The sequence below is a fragment of the Lwoffella lincolnii genome, assembly GCF_002014765.1.
In the GTDB taxonomy this organism is placed as follows: domain Bacteria; phylum Pseudomonadota; class Gammaproteobacteria; order Pseudomonadales; family Moraxellaceae; genus Psychrobacter; species Psychrobacter lincolnii.
Window position 1 is genome coordinate 202,257 of sequence record NZ_MUYT01000004.1, and the last position, 18,921, is coordinate 221,177.

19 protein-coding genes are annotated in these 18,921 nt (G+C 41.7%); 9 read left to right on the forward strand and 10 right to left on the reverse strand.

Annotated features, from left to right (window positions below; translation table 11 throughout):
- Nucleotides 1-37 precede the first annotated feature (37 nt).
- From B0682_RS03135 to B0682_RS03155, 5 genes are all read left to right on the forward strand, one after another.
- Entirely contained in the window at nucleotides 38-1,414 is a 1,377-nt protein-coding gene (locus tag B0682_RS03135) for an imelysin family protein (protein WP_078306622.1), read from the forward strand.
- A 109-nt stretch (nucleotides 1,415-1,523) separates the two neighbouring features.
- Nucleotides 1,524-2,813 carry a di-heme oxidoredictase family protein gene (locus B0682_RS03140; RefSeq protein ID WP_158077848.1) on the forward strand — a complete coding sequence of 430 codons (1,290 nt, stop codon included), beginning with the start codon at nucleotides 1,524-1,526 and terminating at the stop codon, nucleotides 2,811-2,813.
- A 38-nt stretch (nucleotides 2,814-2,851) separates the two neighbouring features.
- The gene (locus B0682_RS03145; protein ID WP_078306624.1) at nucleotides 2,852-3,913 is read left to right on the forward strand and encodes a hypothetical protein; all 1,062 of its coding nucleotides are present in this window, start codon (nucleotides 2,852-2,854) and stop codon (nucleotides 3,911-3,913) included.
- Nucleotides 3,913-4,914, forward strand: a complete 1,002-nt coding sequence (locus B0682_RS03150) for a sterol desaturase family protein (protein ID WP_078306625.1) — start codon at nucleotides 3,913-3,915, stop codon at nucleotides 4,912-4,914. The genes B0682_RS03145 and B0682_RS03150 overlap by 1 nt, the downstream gene beginning before the upstream one ends.
- Nucleotides 4,883-6,118 (forward strand): cytochrome-c peroxidase, encoded by a 1,236-nt coding sequence (locus B0682_RS03155; protein WP_078306626.1) that lies wholly within the window; start codon nucleotides 4,883-4,885, stop codon nucleotides 6,116-6,118. The genes B0682_RS03150 and B0682_RS03155 overlap by 32 nt, the downstream gene beginning before the upstream one ends.
- 121 nt (nucleotides 6,119-6,239) lie before the next feature.
- Here the strand turns inward: B0682_RS03155 and lldD are convergent, their stop codons facing one another.
- A complete protein-coding gene (gene lldD / locus B0682_RS03160; RefSeq protein WP_078306627.1) occupies nucleotides 6,240-7,394 on the reverse strand; it encodes an FMN-dependent L-lactate dehydrogenase LldD in 1,155 nt (384 codons plus the stop codon).
- A gap of 301 nt (nucleotides 7,395-7,695) precedes the next feature.
- Here lldD and B0682_RS03165 point away from each other — a divergent pair, with 301 nt between their 5' ends.
- Together B0682_RS03165 and B0682_RS03170 are read left to right on the forward strand one after the other, a co-directional pair.
- Nucleotides 7,696-9,453 (forward strand): L-lactate permease, encoded by a 1,758-nt coding sequence (locus tag B0682_RS03165; protein WP_078306628.1) that lies wholly within the window; start codon nucleotides 7,696-7,698, stop codon nucleotides 9,451-9,453.
- Nucleotides 9,454-9,513: 60 nt separating this feature from the next.
- Nucleotides 9,514-10,827: a CitMHS family transporter gene (locus B0682_RS03170; protein ID WP_078306629.1), complete on the forward strand. Its 1,314-nt coding sequence runs from the start codon at nucleotides 9,514-9,516 to the stop codon at nucleotides 10,825-10,827.
- 14 nt (nucleotides 10,828-10,841) lie between these two features.
- Here B0682_RS03170 and B0682_RS03175 read toward each other — a convergent pair whose 3' ends face one another.
- The 6 genes from B0682_RS03175 to ispF all read right to left on the reverse strand — a co-directional run bounded on the left by B0682_RS03175 (nucleotide 10,842) and on the right by ispF (nucleotide 15,061).
- A complete protein-coding gene (locus B0682_RS03175; protein ID WP_078306630.1) occupies nucleotides 10,842-11,042 on the reverse strand; it encodes a PIN domain-containing protein in 201 nt (66 codons plus the stop codon).
- Between the two features lie 40 nt (nucleotides 11,043-11,082).
- A complete protein-coding gene (locus tag B0682_RS03180; RefSeq protein ID WP_078306631.1) occupies nucleotides 11,083-12,483 on the reverse strand; it encodes an FAD-dependent oxidoreductase in 1,401 nt (466 codons plus the stop codon).
- A gap of 39 nt (nucleotides 12,484-12,522) precedes the next feature.
- Nucleotides 12,523-12,858: an endoribonuclease MazF gene (gene mazF, locus B0682_RS03185; RefSeq protein ID WP_078306632.1), complete on the reverse strand. Its 336-nt coding sequence runs from the start codon at nucleotides 12,856-12,858 to the stop codon at nucleotides 12,523-12,525.
- A 5-nt stretch (nucleotides 12,859-12,863) separates the two neighbouring features.
- Complete coding sequence (locus tag B0682_RS03190) at nucleotides 12,864-13,097, reverse strand: AbrB/MazE/SpoVT family DNA-binding domain-containing protein (RefSeq protein WP_078306633.1); 234 nt, start codon at nucleotides 13,095-13,097, stop codon at nucleotides 12,864-12,866.
- A gap of 67 nt (nucleotides 13,098-13,164) precedes the next feature.
- On the reverse strand, nucleotides 13,165-14,337 hold the full coding sequence (locus B0682_RS03195; protein ID WP_078306634.1) for an acyl-CoA dehydrogenase family protein: 1,173 nt from the start codon (nucleotides 14,335-14,337) through the stop codon (nucleotides 13,165-13,167).
- A gap of 232 nt (nucleotides 14,338-14,569) precedes the next feature.
- Nucleotides 14,570-15,061, reverse strand: coding sequence for a 2-C-methyl-D-erythritol 2,4-cyclodiphosphate synthase (gene ispF / locus B0682_RS03200; protein ID WP_078306635.1), 492 nt, complete (start codon nucleotides 15,059-15,061; stop codon nucleotides 14,570-14,572).
- Between the two features lie 217 nt (nucleotides 15,062-15,278).
- Here ispF and mnmA point away from each other — a divergent pair, with 217 nt between their 5' ends.
- Nucleotides 15,279-16,466: a tRNA 2-thiouridine(34) synthase MnmA gene (gene mnmA / locus B0682_RS03205; RefSeq protein ID WP_078307010.1), complete on the forward strand. Its 1,188-nt coding sequence runs from the start codon at nucleotides 15,279-15,281 to the stop codon at nucleotides 16,464-16,466.
- A 41-nt stretch (nucleotides 16,467-16,507) separates the two neighbouring features.
- On the opposite strand, the gene B0682_RS03210 is transcribed toward mnmA, so the two are convergent.
- The 3 genes from B0682_RS03210 to B0682_RS03220 all read right to left on the reverse strand — a co-directional run bounded on the left by B0682_RS03210 (nucleotide 16,508) and on the right by B0682_RS03220 (nucleotide 18,195).
- On the reverse strand, nucleotides 16,508-17,302 hold the full coding sequence (locus tag B0682_RS03210; RefSeq protein ID WP_078306636.1) for a hypothetical protein: 795 nt from the start codon (nucleotides 17,300-17,302) through the stop codon (nucleotides 16,508-16,510).
- A 3-nt stretch (nucleotides 17,303-17,305) separates the two neighbouring features.
- Nucleotides 17,306-17,722: a hypothetical protein gene (locus B0682_RS03215; protein ID WP_078306637.1), complete on the reverse strand. Its 417-nt coding sequence runs from the start codon at nucleotides 17,720-17,722 to the stop codon at nucleotides 17,306-17,308.
- Between the two features lie 107 nt (nucleotides 17,723-17,829).
- The gene (locus B0682_RS03220) at nucleotides 17,830-18,195 is read right to left on the reverse strand and encodes a hypothetical protein (protein ID WP_078306638.1); all 366 of its coding nucleotides are present in this window, start codon (nucleotides 18,193-18,195) and stop codon (nucleotides 17,830-17,832) included.
- 519 nt (nucleotides 18,196-18,714) lie between these two features.
- Between B0682_RS03220 and B0682_RS09765 the strand changes: the two genes are divergently transcribed.
- Entirely contained in the window at nucleotides 18,715-18,849 is a 135-nt protein-coding gene (locus B0682_RS09765) for a transposase (RefSeq protein ID WP_078306639.1), read from the forward strand.
- The last annotated feature ends 72 nt before the right edge of the window (nucleotides 18,850-18,921 follow it).

An 18,921-nucleotide genomic window follows, 5' to 3' on the forward strand; every position in this document is an offset into this window, starting at 1 on the left:
AAGATATCGTAAAACCAACCCAGTACAGGACAACATCATGAAACAACTCTCTTTTAGCGCACTTGCCATCATCGCCACAACGTTTGCAAGTTTATCCTCCATTCACACACAAGCTTATACACAAGCTCACACACAAGCTGTCCAACTCAATCAATCCATCAACATACAAAAACAGGCAACAAACTTTCTAAAAAACTACAGCGTGTTGGCACAAAAAAGCTATCAAGCCAGCCTAAACGATGCCAAAATATTGCAAAAAGCTTTAGAGCGATTTGCCAAATATCCAACTCAACAAAACTTAAATGCCGCCAAAGAAGCATGGTTACAGGCCAGAGAAAGTTATGGTTTGACAGAAATTTTTCGCCTATCACAAGGTCCTATCGATGCTGAGGAAGGTTGGGTGGCAGAGATTTATGGCAATTTAGAGGGGCAAATCAATGCGTGGCCATTAGATGAACACATGATTGACTATACCATCGATGCCGATGGCAATCGCACACAGGGCAACATCATTGATGCCACGGGTCTATTCACACCAATAGGAGAAAATGCCCAAGCGGTTGATATCACTGACATCACCCCTGAAGTATTGACCGAACTTAATGAAAATGGCGGCGAGGCCAATGTTGCAACAGGTTACCATGCCATTGAATTTTTATTATGGGGGCAAGACCAAGACTATCATAATTTTATAGAAGACACCATCACCCATGGTCCAATGACAGCTGGGCAACGTCCATTAACCGACTTCACAACTGACAAAAATGCAAAACGACGTTTGGCGTATCTGACGGCGGCGGCTCAAAAATTGGTTGACGACTTACATACCGTAACCCAAGCATGGCAACCAAATGGCTTATATTACAACGCTCTAAATGGCAGACTTATGGGCAAACATGCGGATAAAAATATAGATAAAAAAACTGCCTTAAAAGATATTTTTACAGGCATGGGGGTTTTTATCAAATCTGAGCTTGCCAACGAACGCATCGCCGTTGCTGTGCTAACACCCAGTGAAGAAGATGAACATTCTTGTTTTTCTGATAATACCCACCGAGACATCATGCAAAATTTTGCTGGATTTAAAAATGTTTTGTATGGCACTTATCAAGGTAAAAAAATTGGACGTATCGCCTTAATTGACACCTTAAGTCCCAATGAACAAAAACAAATCAATCAAATGATTGCAAGCATTGATAAACGCATTGCCACAATCGATCATTTGGCAAAAACCAGCATGCACTTTGATTATCAAATACAACCACAAAATGTGGCATCAACCATGAATATTGTCAGTTTAAAAAATGAGCTACGCCGATTGGGAGATAAAATGGTTGACATTGCCAAAGCTTATCAAATTAATCTGACAACCGATGATGTTACCGACCAAGAAGAGACCAAAATTGAGGGGTAAAACAAAGATTTTGGGAAACATAAAGATTTGGGGTATAAAGATTTTATATGCGATTTGTTGGTGCTTCATCACCAACAGCCATGCCCAAATCTTACCAATCTTACTATCAATGCCATGGTCAGAGACTCGTGAGCATTTACCCAGTAATCAACCCATAGATGGGCTGTCTGATGCTGATATGGATAAATTCATGCTTGGACGCTCTTTTTTTACCATTACTTGGGTTGCTGCCCCCAGTGCCACCACAGCAAGAGATGGCTTAGGCCCATTATTTAATGCCAATGCTTGTGTTGCTTGTCATCGTGCCACTCGACATAAACAAAGCTTTAACGATGACGGCAATCACAGTCGCATTTTGGTATTTAAGTTATCACAACCCAACAAACACCATTATGGTCAGTACCAACAAATGACTCCCACCGATTCCATTTATGGCAGTCAATTAGCGGTTAATGGCATTCATGGTGTTCCTTTTGAAGCCAAAACAGACATTGTGTGGCAATATGGTCAACAAACGTTAGCAGATGGCACGGTGGTTCATTTACGCAAACCCATACCCAAGGTCAGTGATTGGCAATATGGCACACCCAATTCACAAACACGCATTAGCTTGAGAATTGCTCCTTTATTAGTGGGGCTTGGTCTTTTACAGAAAATTCCTGATGAAGACATACTGTCAGCAGTTGATGAAAAAGACAGCAATCAAGATGGTATTTATGGCAAAGTGAATTATGCCCCTGACATTGGCAATCACGATGTTGGCAATAACCGCCTTGCCATTGGGCGGTTTGGACATAAAGCATCTATGCCCAGCGTTTTGATGCAAACCGCTGATGCCGCCATTAACGACATGGGACTGACCAACCCTTTGCACCCTAATGAAAACTGTACTTGGCAACAAACTGCCTGTGTCAATGCCCCACGTCCACGCCCAACCCCAGAAGGAGATTTGGACTTGCCAATGGGTCGCCTACAAGCCATTGCTTTTTATTTACAACATCTTAAAGCCCCTAAAAACATCGCAGACAACAGCAAACGTAACGGACAGGCTCTATTTAAAACATTACAATGTGCCACTTGTCATACTCCCATACAAAAAACTCATGATGGCATCATATTTCAACCTTATAGCAACTTATTGTTGCATGACATGGGGCCGGATTTGGCTGATGCCCGCCCAGAATATGATGCCACCCCACAGCATTGGCGAACCACGCCTTTATGGGGATTGGGTGCAAAAAGCCGTGCTAACATACCATTATTACATGATGGACGTGCCAACACCGTTACTGAAGCCATTTTATGGCATGGTGGTGAAGCAGAACAGGCAAAACAGGCATTTATCCAACTGAACAAAACACAACGTCATGATTTGTTGGACTTCTTAAACACGTTATAATTAACCATGTTCACCATCACCAACATAAGGGCAGTTTGATGCCGCACGCCATAAAACATCTCGGACTCATCATCATCATCGCTGTTGGCTTAAGCACCCTCGCCATTGCCCAACAAGAACAAGACAGTCATCAACAACATGAACAAAAGCATCATGAACAAGAACAACAAGCACTGGCCAGTATTTATGATAATGTTTTGCAAAAAAATGCCAATATCGCCTTGAACAGCTGTCAACAACTGGCAACAACACTACAACAGTCAACAGCTGGGGTGCGTTCCCAAACGATTGATGAGCATTTTAAAGATTTGGCATTAAACTGGAAAAAAGTTGAAGCTACTTACATTGCAGGTGATTTTGATGTGCATGTCATTGACACCCCACGTTATATTGACATATTTCATATTGGTAATGAAAACATTCATGAGCAGATGCAAAAAGTATTGAGCAGTCATAGCAAACCTGAAGTTGCTCTATTTAAAAACTCTTACAAAACCATCAATGCTCTGGAAGTCGTTTTATATCAAGACGAGCATCTTAATCAACGAGACTTACACATTGCTCACGCCATCAGCCAACATATTTGTCAACATCTGGACACCATCAAACACACCTATCAACATAAAAGAGTGGATTACTTAAATCAGCCCAAACTTTCTTTATCCAAGATAATCAACACGCTGGCGAATCAAAGCCATTTTTTAAAAGAATGGCGGATTGCTGATGTGGCTGGATTATCCAAAAAATATCAAAACAATCCAGATAAAAAACGGGCAGAGTTTTATCTCAGTGGGTTGAGTGTGAATGCCATTGATGCCATTTTGCAAGCTCAATCTGAGCTGATTGACCAACAAGATTACTTCAATTTGGTTGACATTACTCAGTTATACCATGCCCAAAAACCATTAAATGACAACCAAAAGTTGCTAAAAGATGCCCGTCATCAAATACAACACCTAACCATTGATGAACTTGCAATGGACAACCATAAAAGCACCCAACTGTATGACACCATTCACCAGTTACAAATTGGCTATTATCAGCACTTAATCCATGCCTTACCAATACAGCCAGTCATTCTTGAAGCAGATGGTGATTGATGCAAGCCAATATGCTGTTTATCGACCTGCCTTTAGTCAATGAATATTTGGTTAATCCCAACCAAAGATTATATTGGGTTTATCTGTGTGGTGCTGGTATCTTAACCATGGTGTATTGGCTTTACCACAAACCATCATCAAACAAGCATGTTAAGCATCACGATGTTAGGCATCACGATGTTAGATATCACGATGTTAAAAACCACCTTCGACAATACTGGCTACACCCACAGTCCATACTGGATTACAAATATTTTGTGGTGGCTTGGTTGATTAAAACCCATCTTTTGATGCCCCTAATTTTATCAGCAAAGACGGTTACCACGCTGATTTTTAATGGCTTGACTTACGTTCATGCCCCTTTGCTCCTACCACTGCCAAATTGGACGATTGCCACCATTTATACGTTGATGATATTTATCTTTGGTGAATTTAGTCGCTACTGGCTACACCGTTGGCTACATACCAACCCATTTTTATGGCAATTTCACAAGGTTCATCACAGTGCAACGTTATTAAACCCAATCACTTTTTATCGGGTGCATCCATTGGAAAATTTGTTATTTGGTTTGCGATACGCACTCAGTGTTGGTATGGTTACGGGCATTTGCTTATGGCTTTTTGGCGCACAGTTAAATATCATTACCATATTTGGGGTAAATGCTTTGGTGGCGATGTTTTCCCTGATTGGTGGTAATTTGCGACATTCGCACATTTATCTTGGATACCCCAAATGGCTTGAAATGTGGTTTATGTCACCAGCTCAGCATCAACTGCATCACAGTGTGTCTTGTGGTCATAAAAATTATGGTGGATATTTAAGTGTTTTTGATAATTGGCACAACACGCAAGCTTTTAGTCAAGATTATGCACCGCCAGACACTTTTGGGTTGACAAAGAAAACTGACAAACACCATCGCAGTATTGGCAATCTGTTGTTACAACCATTTTTTGATTGTGGAGCATGGTATGCAAAAAAACAACACGCAAAAAAATCATAACATTCCATATGTTTTGACCACGTTAACGGCAGTTAGCATCACCGTGCTTATGGCTCTGACCAGCACATCGATGTCCCATGCCTTTAATAAAGGCAAGCCGATTGATGGACAAATGCAGATTGATGGGCAACCACTAAAGAATAAACAACGATTGGGGGAAATGTTATTTTTTGACACCCGTTTGTCTAAAAATCAAACCATGAGTTGTGCCACTTGCCACAATCCTGATTTGGCATTCACAGATGGCAGACAAACCGCTGCTAAAGGCATGGTGTCTTTAGGAGATGATGGGCATTCTTTTGGCAATCGCAACACCCCAACGGCAAGTTATGCCCATTTTTCTCCCAATTTTTATTTTGATGACATCAATCAAGCATACGTCGGTGGACAATTTTGGGACGGTCGTGCAGATGACCTAATTGTTCAAGCAGGCCAGCCACCACTGAACCCCATAGAAATGGGTACGGATAAATCTACCATCATTCAGCGACTCAAACAAGATGCCCACTATTTGCATGCGTTTGCCAATATTTATGGTAAAGGCATTTGGCAGGACACAGATAAAGCCTATGATGCCATGACTGATGCCATTGCCTCTTTTGAGACAACACCCCTATTTTCACCATTTGATTCAAAATATGACCGATATTTACAAGGTGAATATGAATTAACACCCTTAGAAGATTTAGGACGAACGTTATTTTTCTCCAACGACAATGTTAATTGTCATCGTTGCCACAAATTGCCTCAGTCAAAAGAAGATGACCAATATGAAACGTTCACCAATTATCAATACCACAATATTGGCGTACCCAGTAACAAACAGATGTTGGCACTGACGAAAGTGGCCACTGATTTTGTTGATTTAGGATTGATGAATCACCCAAAACTGACGCACGATGCCAACCAAAAGGGCAAATTCAAAACGCCAACTTTAAGAAACGTTGCTGTTACCGCTCCTTATATGCACAATGGGGTATTTAAAGACCTAAAAACTGTCGTCTTATTTTATGATAAATATAATAACCCAGATAACCGCATCAATCCTGAAACAAATAAGCCATGGAATGATGCTGAAGTCACGCAAAACATCAGTCTAGAAGAACTCAAAGCTCAAAAGCTGACCGACAGGAAAGTAGAAGCCCTTGTCGCTTTTATGGAGACACTTACTGACAAACGCTATGAACATCTGCTTAAAAAATAAATAAAATTAAAAATAAATGGGAAGAGACATGCTTTTTAGTCTCTTCCAATCGCCCATTAACGTTAGGTTAGATGATGGATTTTAATCATTTGACAGGTTTAATGACTTTGGTTTGATGACTTTATGAATTTGATGACTTTAAAAAATCCAACAAACACTCATGATTAATGTCCTTAATCGATGCTGAACTGGTTAAGGTCATTGCCACCTGCATTTCTTTTTCAAACAAATCCAACAAATTGGTTACCCCCGCTTCCCCTTCTGCTGCCAACGCATAGACAAACGCCCGACCAATCATACATAAGTCTGCCCCCATGGCAAGCATGCGCACCACATCCAAACCATTACGAATGCCTGAATCTGCTAAGATTTTGATGTCACCTTTTACCGCATCAGCAATCGCTGGTAAGGCTCTGGCGGTGGACAGCACACCATCTAACTGACGACCGCCATGGTTAGACACCACAATGCCATCTGCACCAAAGCTCACCGCATCTTTTGCATCTTTAGGGTCTAAAATGCCTTTAATCACCATTGGGCCGTCCCAAAAATCTCGTATCCATTGCAAATCTTTCCATGAAATCGATGGGTCAAAATTGGCGGTCAGATAACCGATATAGTCTTCTAAACCAATGGTTTTACCCATGTATTTTGAGATATTACCCAAATCATGCGGACGACCCAATAAACCCACATTAATTGCCCAATGTGGGTGCCATGTGGCTTGCAGGTAACGACGCATGGCAGCATTTGGCCCACTCATTCCTGAGTGAGCATCACGGTATCTTGCCCCAGGCACAGGCATATCCACAGTAAATATCAAGGTGGTACACCCCGCCGCCTTGGCACGCTCCAGCACGTTTTGCATAAAGCCACGGTCTTTTAACACATACAACTGAAACCACATTGGGCGGTTTATCGCTGGCACAACTTCTTCAATCGGACACACAGACACCGTTGATAAGGTAAATGGCAAGCCTTTTTTGTCAGCAGCTTTAGCCGCTTGCACTTCACCACGCTTGGCATACATGCCTGTTAATCCCACAGGCGATAACGCCAAAGGCATGGAGAGACGTTCACCAAAAATCTCGGTGGACAGATCCAAACTTGACATGTCCTTTAAGACCCGTTGACGCAATGCCACTTCCGATAAGTCTGAGACGTTACGCTTTAGGGTGTATTCAGCATAAGCACCGCCATCAATGTAGTCAAATAAAAACCGTGGTAGGCGACGACGTGCCGCTTCTTTGTAGTCATTACCAGATGAGATAATCATATGTTTGTCCTTTAGTAAAGTATAAACCAGTAACTTTGTGATGTATTGTACAAAATATTCATAATTAAAAGTAATAAAATTTTAGAAAACAACAAACTGTTTGACACATATTTTCAGTCATTTTTCGCATCTTTTCTAGTTTTTTCTGGTTTTTTTGAATAAATGGTATTGAATGACTTTTGGATAATAGAGTATTATTTTATTTCTTTAAGATAATTATTGTTAAGCTATCATATATGTATGTTAACAAACAAGATTTAAGAAAGTTATTGTAAATATTATAAACAAGGAGCGTTTGCCCATGTATACTTTTTTGGCATTATTACCAATCCTTATCGTGCTGTTATTGCTGGTCATCATGCGATTACCTGCCAAATATGCAATGGCAGCAACTTACCTCATCACAGCAGCTTTGGCAATATTTGCATGGCATGTTGACATTAACCAAGTTTTGGCTGCCACCACCAAAGGCGTTATCACCGCCATCAGCGTTTTGTTTATTGTGTTTACCGCCATTTTATTGTTAAACACTGTCAAAGAAAGTGGGGCAATTTTAGCCATTCGTAAAGGATTTATGGACATCTCACCTGACCGTCGCATTCAAGTGATTATTGTGGCATGGTTATTTGGCTCTTTAATCGAAGGGGCTTCTGGTTGGGGAACACCCTCTGCTGTTGGAGCACCGTTGTTATTTGCCTTGGGATTTCCTGCCATGGCATCAGTGATGGCAATGCTTATCATTCAATCTACCCCTGTGTCTTATGGTGCGGTTGGGACACCACTGCTGATTGGGGTAAAAAATGGGTTGGATAACAATGCAGACATCATCTCTGCCATTACCCCTGCCACCTTAGATGATTATATTCTACAAACCACCGCCAATGTTGGTATGTTCCATGCGATGATTGGGGTATTAATCCCTTTAATTTTATGTTGCTTTTTAACACGATTTTTTGGTGAAAAACGCTCCTTTACTCAAGGATTACAAGTAGCTCCCTTTGCTTTATTTGCAGGGATTGCCTTTACTGTGCCGTACTTTTTGGTCGCTAAATTTTTAGGACCTGAATTCCCATCATTGGTCGGTGGTTTTATTGGTTTGGCGATTGTTGTGCCTGCTGCCAAAGCAGGATTTTTGCAACCCAAAGAAACCTTTGATTTTCCACAAACGTCAAAATGGCATGAGTCATGGATGGGTGAATTACAACATGACAAACACGATGACAGCGTTGCACCTAAGTTTTCGGTATTGCGTGCGTTTTCACCTTATTTGATTGTCATTATCTTGCTGATTATGACTCGCATTCCAGCCATTGGACTTAAAGGTCTATTAACCAGTGATGCTTTAACCTTAAAGTTTGACAACCTGTTTGGCACAACCATCAGCACAAAAGAGATGTTACTGTATTCGCCTGCTTCTGTCCTGCTTATTGCATCAATTATTTGTATTTTTATCTTTGGCATGAACCAAGCTCAAGTTAAAAAAAGCTGGTCAATATCCGCTAAAACCATGTTGGCAGCAGCACCTGCGTTATTATGCTCCATTCCAATGGTGCAGGTGTTTATCAATTCAGCATCAGCAGCCGATGCCGCCACCGTATTGCCTGCCATGCCTGTGATGCTTGCCCAAAGTGCAGCAGGGGCATTTGGTGATGCTTGGCCACTCTTTGCATCAAGCATTGGGGCGTTAGGAGCGTTTATTGCTGGTTCAAATACGGTAAGCAACATGATGTTTTCATCGTTTCAATGGTCAACCGCCACCCAAATTGGCTTGGATACCGCCATGGCAAGTAAGGTGGTGGCATTACAAGCGGTGGGCGGTGCAGCAGGTAATATGGTATCAGTGCATAATGTGGTGGCAGCGTCTGCGGTGGTTGGTTTAATTAACCGTGAAGGGGCGGTTATTCGCATTACTTTAATCAGCATGAGCTATTATGTGATACAAGCAGGCTTACTGGGCATGGCGTTTATTTTCAATCCCATTTGGTTTATTCCTGCCATTGTTTGGCCAATTGGATTTTTCTTGACGATGGGTAAGCTAAGTGGTAGAAAAGCCAATTGACAAATAAAAAATGAATAAAAAATTGGGCATGTCATTACATGACATTAAGGGACATATCCTATGTTAACATTCATTGGTTTGGCAATTATTCTTGTGATTGTTGGCTTGCTTTTAACAGAAAAAGTATCGCCCATTATTGCCATGGCGCTTGTGCCAATTATCGGTGCGATGGTGGCAGGCTTTGATTTGGCACAAATCAAGGATTTTTATGGTGAAGGGACAAAATCAGTCATTCAGATTGTGATTATGTTCATTTTTGCCATTTTATTCTTTGGCATCATGAGTGACGTTGGTTTATTCCGCCCTTTAATTGATAAGTTGGTTCAACTCACTCGTGGCAATGTCATCGCCGTGAGTGTCGGTACGGTACTGGTGTCAGTAGTGGCACAGCTTGATGGGGCAGGTGCAACCACTTTTTTATTGGTTGTTCCTGCTTTGTTGCCACTGTATAAAAAGCTTCGCATGAATCCTTATATGCTATTTTTATTATTAGCAGCAAGTGCAGGCGTGGTAAATATGCTTCCTTGGGGTGGACCGACAGGACGTGTGGCAACTGTGTTAGAGATGGATGTTAATGAGTTGTATCGCCCATTATTTGGTGTGCAAGTCATTGCTTTAACATACATCACCGCTTTGGCAGTGATTTTGGGCATCAAGGAAAAAAGACGCATTGTGAAAGAGTTTGGAGTACTGCCTGATGTGAGCGAACTCATCAAACCTGCTAAATTAAGTGAAGAAGAACAAAGTTTAGCACGCCCTAAGTTATTTTGGGTTAATGTGGTGATTTTTGTGCTGACCATGGCCGTATTATTTTCAGGCATGCTACCACCTGGGTATGTGTTTATGATTGCCACATCTGTGTTATTGTTGACCAATTATCATAGCCCAAAACAACAGCTGGCTCGCATCAATGCCCATGCAGGTGGTGCGATTGTTATGGCAAGCATTATTTTATCCGCTGGCACATTCTTGGGGATTTTAAAAGGCACAGGCATGCTCGATGCCATCTCTCATGATTTGGTTAAGATACTGCCAAATTCAAGCTTACCCTATTTACATATCATCATCGGTATTATTGGCATTCCGCTTGAGTTGGTATTAAGTACAGATGCGTATTATTTTGGATTATTCCCTGTGGTAGAACAAATCACCACCCAAGCAGGTGTTGCTTCAACATCAGCAGGTTATGCCATGCTTATTGGCAGTATTGTGGGGACATTTGTGACACCGTTATCACCTGCTTTATGGATGGGGCTTGGGTTGGCTGATTTATCAATGGGCAAACACATTCGCCATTCATTTTTTTGGATTTGGGGGTTGTCGTTATTAACCTTATTTAGTGCCATTGCTGTTGGTATTGTGCCGTTACCATAATGCCATTACCGTCATTAATTACTGATATGTTTGGAAATCCCTGCAACTGAAATTGACAATTTTACTCGCTTTTTACAAATTAATTGAGCCAATTCCCAACAAGAAATGGCACTAATCGCAAGTTTGTCTGCAGTTTGAATGGCTTCAAGCAGTTTGTTTGGCAAAGGTTGTTTGTTTTGCCAATAAATCCAAATATGCGTGGCCAAAACCAGCATGAATCCAGCTCCCAATCTTCAATGCTGGTAGCGGAGATGATTAAATCGTCATGTCATCATGTGGTGTCATCAAACCTGCTTTGGCATTCACCATAATTTCCACCCTTGCATTGCCCATCTCTTTGGGCTGCTGCATGATTAAGGCATGACCATCATCTACCAAGGTTTGCCAATGTGCTTGCTTGCAAGGATTTCCAGTCATCGTTACCGAAACTGATTTGGTTTTTAAACGAATGATGGGAGATTGATGGGCATAACCTGAATGCTTAAGACGCAACACTTGATGGGCGATGGTATTGGCTTGCTCCCTCAATGGGGCAACATAACGGCACGCCTGCCCACCGATTGCCACACAATCACCAATGGCATACACGTCGGTTTGTGATGTCTGTAATGTTTGACCATCAACAAAAATGCCTTGCTGTGGGTTAAAGCGAATCCCTGCTCGTTTTGGTAATCGTTCATCGACCATCAACCCTGTGCTTGCCACCACTTCGTCCACCAAAATACGATTGCCATTTTCAAAACTTATGTCATATTGGTCTTGAGCGGTTTTTTTTATGCCACTGACCACATGACCACCTAAAAAACGAATGCCTGTCCGCTCAAGTGCATCTTTAACCATTTGACCAGCTTTGATTGGTAACACATCAGCAAGGGGCAATTGGTTGCGGTCAATTAAAGTAACCTGATGCCCTGCTTTGACCATGTCTTCTGCCAATTCACTGCCCACCATGCCTGCACCAATGATGGCAATGGACTGATTGGGTTTGTCTGCAAGTTTATTGTGTAATTTGGCAAACATGTCGATATGGTTAATCCGCCAAACAAATTTAGGGGATAAACTGGCTGGTAAAATAGGCGTTGCCCCAATCGCAAACACCAAAGATTCATAATAAAAATCACCCCGTGTGGTACGCACTTGTTTATTGACAGCATCAATGTGCATGACAAAAGTATCTGCCACCAAGCCCACATTTAAGCGGTCTTTTTCGCTAATGGCAGATTGGTTAATCAACCCATCAGCAGTTTTATGCTGACTGATTGCCACCGATAATTGTGGTTTATGATAACGGTCGCCAGTGTCAGCGGTGATTAAGGTAATCGGATACTCAAAATCCAATGCTCGCACCGCTTCAATCACCGCCCAACCTGCCAACCCTGCCCCAATGACCACCAAACCTCCCACATCACCTGTTGGGTTGATTTGAGGTTTGACAATGGCGACATTGCGTGGGGTAAATGGTTCAAAATCTCGCTTGGTAACACCACACAACGGACATTGCCAATCATCAGGAATGTCATCAAATCGTGTGCCAGCAGGCAATCCCCCATCTGGGTCACCTAATTTTTCATCATATATCCAACCACACGCTCGGCAAAGAAATTGTTGCCATTCGCCACGTCCATCTGTTGGGTTGCCATCTTTGTCTATGTTCATTGTTTTCTCTTGTTTATTGGCTTGAGTGATATTGGAGACTTAGTTTGATATGTCCAACAACAAGGCAAGTTTATCTTTCAACTGTTGTAATTCTTGCTGACTTACTTTACCTTTAAGTTTGGCATGACGAACTTTCCAATCTAAACTTTTGATTTGGTCGGATAATGCCACGTTTTGTGGCACACCATCAATCATCACTTCAAATGGATAACCTTTGATTTTTGTGGTTAATGGACAACAGATAAGTAAGTTTGTGATTTGATTATAACTTTTTGGTGTTAATACCACCGCAGGGCGATGTCCTGCTTGCTCACGCCCTGCTTGCGGGTCAAATTCTAACCAAACAATATCACCAACATCTGGAACATAACTCATAACCGTTACTTGCCAACAGATTGCCCAAAATCAATTTCATCGTGTAAGTTATTTGGTGTGATTTGGCTTAATAGTTTATCAAGGGTTTCTTGATTATCAAGGATTGGCTCAATGATAATCTTTCCCGCTTCAGCACGAATATCAACTCGCCGTTCACTGGTCAAGTTCAATTCTGCCAAAATACCAGCAGGAATTCTGACACCAACACCATTGTCCCATTGTATTATGGTAACTTCCATCACAACTCCTTGTTTCGCTTATGTCAATGAAAATTATATATTGTATAATTCAAAACACACAACCAATTCAGTTTGGCGTCACTTCCGTCATCAATTGATGCGATAAATAACGCAAATGCTTGATTGCTGGGGTAACAATCGCCACAAACTGGGATTCACGCAACCGCCGCTGTGGGTGTGCCGTCATCAAATAGCCCCTTGCTCCTTGATGCAGCATGCCTGCTTGAGTGGCACGCAAAGACAATTTTGCCCCTTGAATGCGTAAATCCAACACATCAAGCAGATAATCCTTGCTGGACTCAAACGGTGTTTTGGCAAGTTCGGCCGTGCGTGCCACTGCCCCATCAAGGGCAAGTTGCAAACCATCTGCTTGGTCTTCCAAAAATTGATTGACATGCCCCAGTTGGGCTTCAACAGCACGAATGTCATCTATTGCCCCTTGAATAATCCCAACACCAATTCCCATCTGCATCAGCACAAATGCCCCACGAATTCGCTCAATAAACGGTTTGGCAGGGTCAGCGATGATGGTCTCATTTGGCACAAAATAATCATTGAGTTCAATTTGCCACGTGCTTGAACCTTCCATACCGCTGAATGTTGGGCATGGATTGAGCTTCCATTGTGTTTGACGGTCATCATCGAAGCTTAATAAAAAGAACACATCATACGGTGTTGTCTCAACATGCTCAACCGTCGCCACTGCTCCACAATACTGATTTGGGGCGATGTGGCTGATCCATGGTAATGTGCCTGACACCAAATAGCCATTTGCCACTTTTTTGCCACGCAAAATCATCGGCTCAATGTTTGCCCATGTTTTCATCGGATTGGATAACGCCGTTCCGCCAAACGTTTTGCCCAGTGTGTGATTGGCTAACATCTGATGTTTGAGTTGGGTGTTGTCTGACTGGTCAAGATACAATCCCATTACTTGATGACACCAAGATAAAAATCCTGTTGTGCCACAGACTTGGGCAATTTTTGCCGTACTGGCAATCGCTTGGTCAAAGCGTCCACCTTGACTGGATAAATGTGGGGCAAATGCCCCCAGTTTGGCAAGCTCAGCCATTTCTTTGACAGGATAATGACCTTTATCAATGGCGATGGGGTCAAGAATTTGTGTTGCCAGTTGGCTGATGTTATTAAAAAAATTTGGCTTATCCTGCCATTGGTTGATGGTGGGTAAGGCGGTGTTTGCTTGCACATCATGTGGGTAGTGGCTGTCAAATTGGGTCATGGCATTACCTAAATATCATAAATCAAGTATTATTTTTGATTGATTTTATCTTAACAATCAGACAGATATTGTAAATAAACTGTCATCAAAATAATGTGCAAATTTCGCCTATCGTAATGCCAAATTTCAATATAAAAAGATTCAATATAAAAATACCCAACACAAAAAAGCCCAACGTGCTAAGGTTGAGCTTTGATGAATTTGTCTGCGTTTTTTAGCATCATGCCTTATTTTATTCATGCCTGACTAAAAGTACCACGGCTGTAACCATGATGCCCTCTTGCCGTCCTGTAAAACCCAACTTTTCGCTGGTGGTGGCTTTGACGCTGATGTCATCTACCGAAGTGTTCAAAAGATGGGCGATATTTTTTCGCATGGCAATTTTATAAGGGCTGATTTTTGGGCGTTCACACACAATGGTAACGTCCACATTGCCAATGCGGTATCCTGCATCGGTGATTTTTTTATAAACCGCTTTTAACAGCACACCAGAGTCCAGCCCTGCGTGATTTGGGTCAGTGTCAGGAAAATGCTCACCAATATCACCCAATGCCATTGCTCCAAGCAAGGCATCTGCCAAAGCATGTAGCACCACATCACCATCAGAATGGGCTTGTAGGCTGAGATGATGTTCAATCTCCACACCAGCCAATTTCACAAATTGGTTGGCTTTTCCGTTATTGTGTAGGGCATGAATGTCCACCCCTTGACCAATTTTTATCATGTCGCATGACTTCCTTTAACCAATTCGTTGTTTGTGTCGTTGTTTGTGTCATTGTTGTTTGTGTCATTATAGTATCTTTTATCCACATCAGCCATCAATATCAGCCACAAACTCTGTTATCAAACTCTGTTATAATGGCACATTGCATTTTGCAAAACCCATCAACAGCCCCATAAAAACACAACCAATAACCATCAATTTTGAATTAGTTTTGATTATGATAACCACTGCTTTTACTTTGGCTGATGTTGCCAACACTTTAAATACCCCCCCCAAAGACATTAAAGTCATCGTTGGCATGTCTGGCGGTGTGGACAGCTCGGTATCGGCTGTTTTGTTACAACAAGCAGGCTTTCATGTTGAAGGCTTGTTTATGAAAAATTGGGAAGAAGATGATGGCAGTGAATACTGCACCGCCATGACTGACCTTGCCGACGCCCAAGCGGTGGCGGATAAAATCGGTATTAAATTACACACTGCCAACTTTGCCATGGAATATTGGGACAATGTTTTTGAACATTTTTTGGCAGAATATCAAGCAGGACGCACGCCAAACCCTGATATTTTATGCAACAAAGAAATTAAATTTAAAGCCTTTTTGGATTATGCGTCTGGGCCACAATTTGGACTTGGGGCGGATTTTATCGCCACAGGACATTATGCACGCCGTGGTTTTGGTCAAGATGGCAGGGCCCAGTTGCTGCGTGGTTTGGACACCAATAAAGACCAAAGTTATTTTTTACACGCTGTGGGGGGCGACAAAATCGCTAAGACACTTTTTCCCATCGGTGAGCTTGAAAAGCCACAAGTGCGAGCCATTGCCCAAAAATATGACCTTATCACCGCCAACAAAAAGGACTCCACAGGGATTTGCTTTATTGGCGAACGCAAGTTTAAAGATTTTTTACAACAGTATTTGCCCGCCCAAAAAGGCGATATCTACACCGATGATGGCATAAAAATCGGCACACATGATGGCTTGATGTATTACACCATCGGACAGCGTGGCGGCATTGGCATCGGCGGTGTGGCAAATCGCTCTGAAGAGCCGTGGTTTGTGTTACACAAAGACCTGACAAATAACCGTCTCATCGTCGGACAGGGGCATGACCACGCCATGTTACAATCTGACGAACTCACCGCTTATAAACTGGATTGGGGAATTGCTCCGCCTGCTCAGATTTTTGGCAAGCAAGGTTTTAGATGCACCGCCAAAACCCGCTATCGCCAGCCTGACCAAGATTGTACGGTGTTTGCCCTTGATGACACAGGCGATAAAGTCAAAGTGGTGTTTGATGAAGCTCAGCGTGCGGTAACACAAGGGCAATCGGTTGTGTTTTATGATGGCGACATTTGCCTAGGGGGTGGGGTGATTGATGGGACAAATGCGTCAGTTTCGTTTTAGTTTTAAGGTCATCAATTTAGCATAATCCACCAATCAACCACCTAATCAATCACTTGATAAACATCATAACTTAACTGAGCCACAGGCGTTAATTCAGAAGTAAACTGATAGAATTTCACATCATAACTGCCTGTTTGCCATGAATCATATGGTTGATAGCTGACCCAATTGGTATTTGAGTTTGGCAATATCAGTTTTTTTTCAAACAGCAACACTTCTCCAGTGGTACGGTTTGTCCACTTTATAAAAACATTTGCCCCCAATGGTACTTTGCCAAAGGTATTTAGATGGGCATAGAGCTTTTGCCGTTTGGATAAGGTGTTGGTATTTATGGACTGCTGAGTAAAATTGGGACTAATGGACATGATTATCTGCCCTGTCAACGGCTGATTGTCATTAGGTCGATACAACTCTTCAATCGCTCGGTTGGCAAATTGACGTTTGTCTTTGATTAACTCGGCATCTTTATCCGTCATAAACCGTTCCACATAAGCATCAAGTTGACGGTTGGGAATGCTGTTTAACACCGCTTTGGCAGATTGTTCATTAAAATCTTGTGTAGAAAAGTTACGCTGATTGGTCTGTGCTTGAGTTAGGCCATGCTCAATGGCAAGTGATTCAATGATGAGTGGTTGTTCTGAGGCTTGCTCAATGTTTTCACCCTGTGGTAATTTGTGTGGTAAAGGGTTGGCCAAATCATGGATATTGGTTGATGTTTTTGCTTTGAGCTGTGCCAGTTGAGCCATATGCGAGCGAGTCATCAGTAAGAACGTTACCAATGACCCAAACGCAAATACCACTAGGGTATAAATCAATAAAAACAGTTTATTTTTCATGTGTTATTTTAAGCAACTTACCAAATAAGGCTTGCCTGTTTTTATCATATTTTTTAGTTCGCCCATATGTCTAGACTCTCCCTTAATATAAATATAAGGCAAATTGTTGGTACTCAGGTTGGTATGGCATTTTAGGCTAAAAGTCAGACCACCGTTTAGATTGGGTAATTTAACTTTACATTCTTGTGGAACAATGGCATTAAGTTGTCTTCTACCAACATAAATAATACCCTTGCTCTGATCAATTTGACAGTCAGGGTAATTGACATATGATTTTTCGTAAGAATTTTTAAAAAACTCTTCTGATTGTTTTTTCATGTCATTCATGGCACGACTGCCTGAGCTGTCCGAACTGCCACCACCGCAGGCACTCAATAATAGAACCACTGCCAACAGACTGGTACTAAGAAGTGATTTCATTCTAACCCTACCTATAATAAAAAACATAAAACAACGGCTTATTAAAACAACGGCTTATATCTATAAGCCGTTGTTCTAAACAATTATTAGCCCTACCAAATTAATCCTTATGGTTTACAAGTAATGGTGATGCCATTTAGATTGATGTTCTTACCAGAAATGAGCGTTGAAGTTGAAGTTGAAGTTACTCGACCATTACTACAAGTGTAAGTTATGTCCGCCCCATTATTGAAGCTTGGTACAGAATAAATACACCCAGTTGCTGTTGCATAGACTGTTGAACCATTAGTCTCACATACATTAGATTTCTTGCCTGTTTGATTTTTAGGAGCAGGAGTTGTTGGAGTGGTAGGTGTGGGTATGGTGTCTTTTTTTACTGCCACTTGTTCGCCAGAGCTGTCCGAACTGCCACCACCACAAGCGGTTAAAGTCATGGCAGCAGCCAGCATGGTGGTTGTAAATAATGCTTTCATAAGCGTGTCCTTGTATGAGCGTGTATGGGTTGGGTTAAAATAGTAACTATACTTATAATATAATAACAAATTACAAACTAAGCAAGACATTTTTTAATAAAACATCAATATATTTATCAATCAGTTTCATTGACATACTCCCACCACCAAACCTAGCGGTAGGCGTGAGAATTCTTGCGACCCATAACAACTTAAGCTTAGATTGAGTTGTTACCTTTCGTCATGCCACCATCGCTGAATAGTATCGGCATGAGGGAACTCTTTACACAGTAGCAAGTCCTGCCACATCAGCTAATGCCTGCTTTTTATGGTTCTTTACCATGTTTTTTACACCTAAATCTTCAATCGCATGACTGGTAGCTTGGTTTTCGCAAATCAGTTTATGGGTGAATTTATGGTGTTTATGTTTATATGGTGTCAGTCTAAACGCTGGTTGCGTACTTTTTCATGAATACGAGCAACAACTAACTTTTTGAAATATGGGTATCATTCAGCATTATTTTTATTTAAGTGTCAATTATGAATAATCAACTAATAGCAGAGTTTTACTGGAAGCCTGTACTTTGGACTAGGGCATATTGTTTACTCTCTACTGGTGGTGCTATGATTGATGCCATCAGACAATATATCGAAAAACAAGAACGCCCTGACTAGGTCGCCTGTGCTTACATCTCCACCTAAATCAAAGATTAAAGGTGGAGAATTACGCAGGATGAGTTAAAGAAA

What these genes read in the sequence shown, in the direction of transcription:
- B0682_RS03135 (WP_078306622.1), top strand. Translation starts at nt 38, where the DNA reads ATGAAACAACTCTCTTTTAGCGCACTTGCCATCATCGCCACAACGTTT.
- B0682_RS03140 (WP_158077848.1), top strand. Translation starts at nt 1,524, where the DNA reads ATGCCATGGTCAGAGACTCGTGAGCATTTACCCAGTAATCAACCCATA.
- B0682_RS03145 (WP_078306624.1), top strand. Translation starts at nt 2,852, where the DNA reads ATGCCGCACGCCATAAAACATCTCGGACTCATCATCATCATCGCTGTT.
- B0682_RS03150 (WP_078306625.1), top strand. Translation starts at nt 3,913, where the DNA reads ATGCAAGCCAATATGCTGTTTATCGACCTGCCTTTAGTCAATGAATAT.
- B0682_RS03155 (WP_078306626.1), top strand. Translation starts at nt 4,883, where the DNA reads ATGCAAAAAAACAACACGCAAAAAAATCATAACATTCCATATGTTTTG.
- lldD (WP_078306627.1), bottom strand. Translation starts at nt 7,394, where the DNA reads ATGATTATCTCATCTGGTAATGACTACAAAGAAGCGGCACGTCGTCGC.
- B0682_RS03165 (WP_078306628.1), top strand. Translation starts at nt 7,696, where the DNA reads ATGTATACTTTTTTGGCATTATTACCAATCCTTATCGTGCTGTTATTG.
- B0682_RS03170 (WP_078306629.1), top strand. Translation starts at nt 9,514, where the DNA reads ATGTTAACATTCATTGGTTTGGCAATTATTCTTGTGATTGTTGGCTTG.
- B0682_RS03175 (WP_078306630.1), bottom strand. Translation starts at nt 11,042, where the DNA reads ATGCTGGTTTTGGCCACGCATATTTGGATTTATTGGCAAAACAAACAA.
- B0682_RS03180 (WP_078306631.1), bottom strand. Translation starts at nt 12,483, where the DNA reads ATGAACATAGACAAAGATGGCAACCCAACAGATGGACGTGGCGAATGG.
- mazF (WP_078306632.1), bottom strand. Translation starts at nt 12,858, where the DNA reads ATGAGTTATGTTCCAGATGTTGGTGATATTGTTTGGTTAGAATTTGAC.
- B0682_RS03190 (WP_078306633.1), bottom strand. Translation starts at nt 13,097, where the DNA reads ATGGAAGTTACCATAATACAATGGGACAATGGTGTTGGTGTCAGAATT.
- B0682_RS03195 (WP_078306634.1), bottom strand. Translation starts at nt 14,337, where the DNA reads ATGACCCAATTTGACAGCCACTACCCACATGATGTGCAAGCAAACACC.
- ispF (WP_078306635.1), bottom strand. Translation starts at nt 15,061, where the DNA reads ATGATAAAAATTGGTCAAGGGGTGGACATTCATGCCCTACACAATAAC.
- mnmA (WP_078307010.1), top strand. Translation starts at nt 15,279, where the DNA reads ATGATAACCACTGCTTTTACTTTGGCTGATGTTGCCAACACTTTAAAT.
- B0682_RS03210 (WP_078306636.1), bottom strand. Translation starts at nt 17,302, where the DNA reads ATGAAAAATAAACTGTTTTTATTGATTTATACCCTAGTGGTATTTGCG.
- B0682_RS03215 (WP_078306637.1), bottom strand. Translation starts at nt 17,722, where the DNA reads ATGAAATCACTTCTTAGTACCAGTCTGTTGGCAGTGGTTCTATTATTG.
- B0682_RS03220 (WP_078306638.1), bottom strand. Translation starts at nt 18,195, where the DNA reads ATGAAAGCATTATTTACAACCACCATGCTGGCTGCTGCCATGACTTTA.
- B0682_RS09765 (WP_078306639.1), top strand. Translation starts at nt 18,715, where the DNA reads ATGAATAATCAACTAATAGCAGAGTTTTACTGGAAGCCTGTACTTTGG.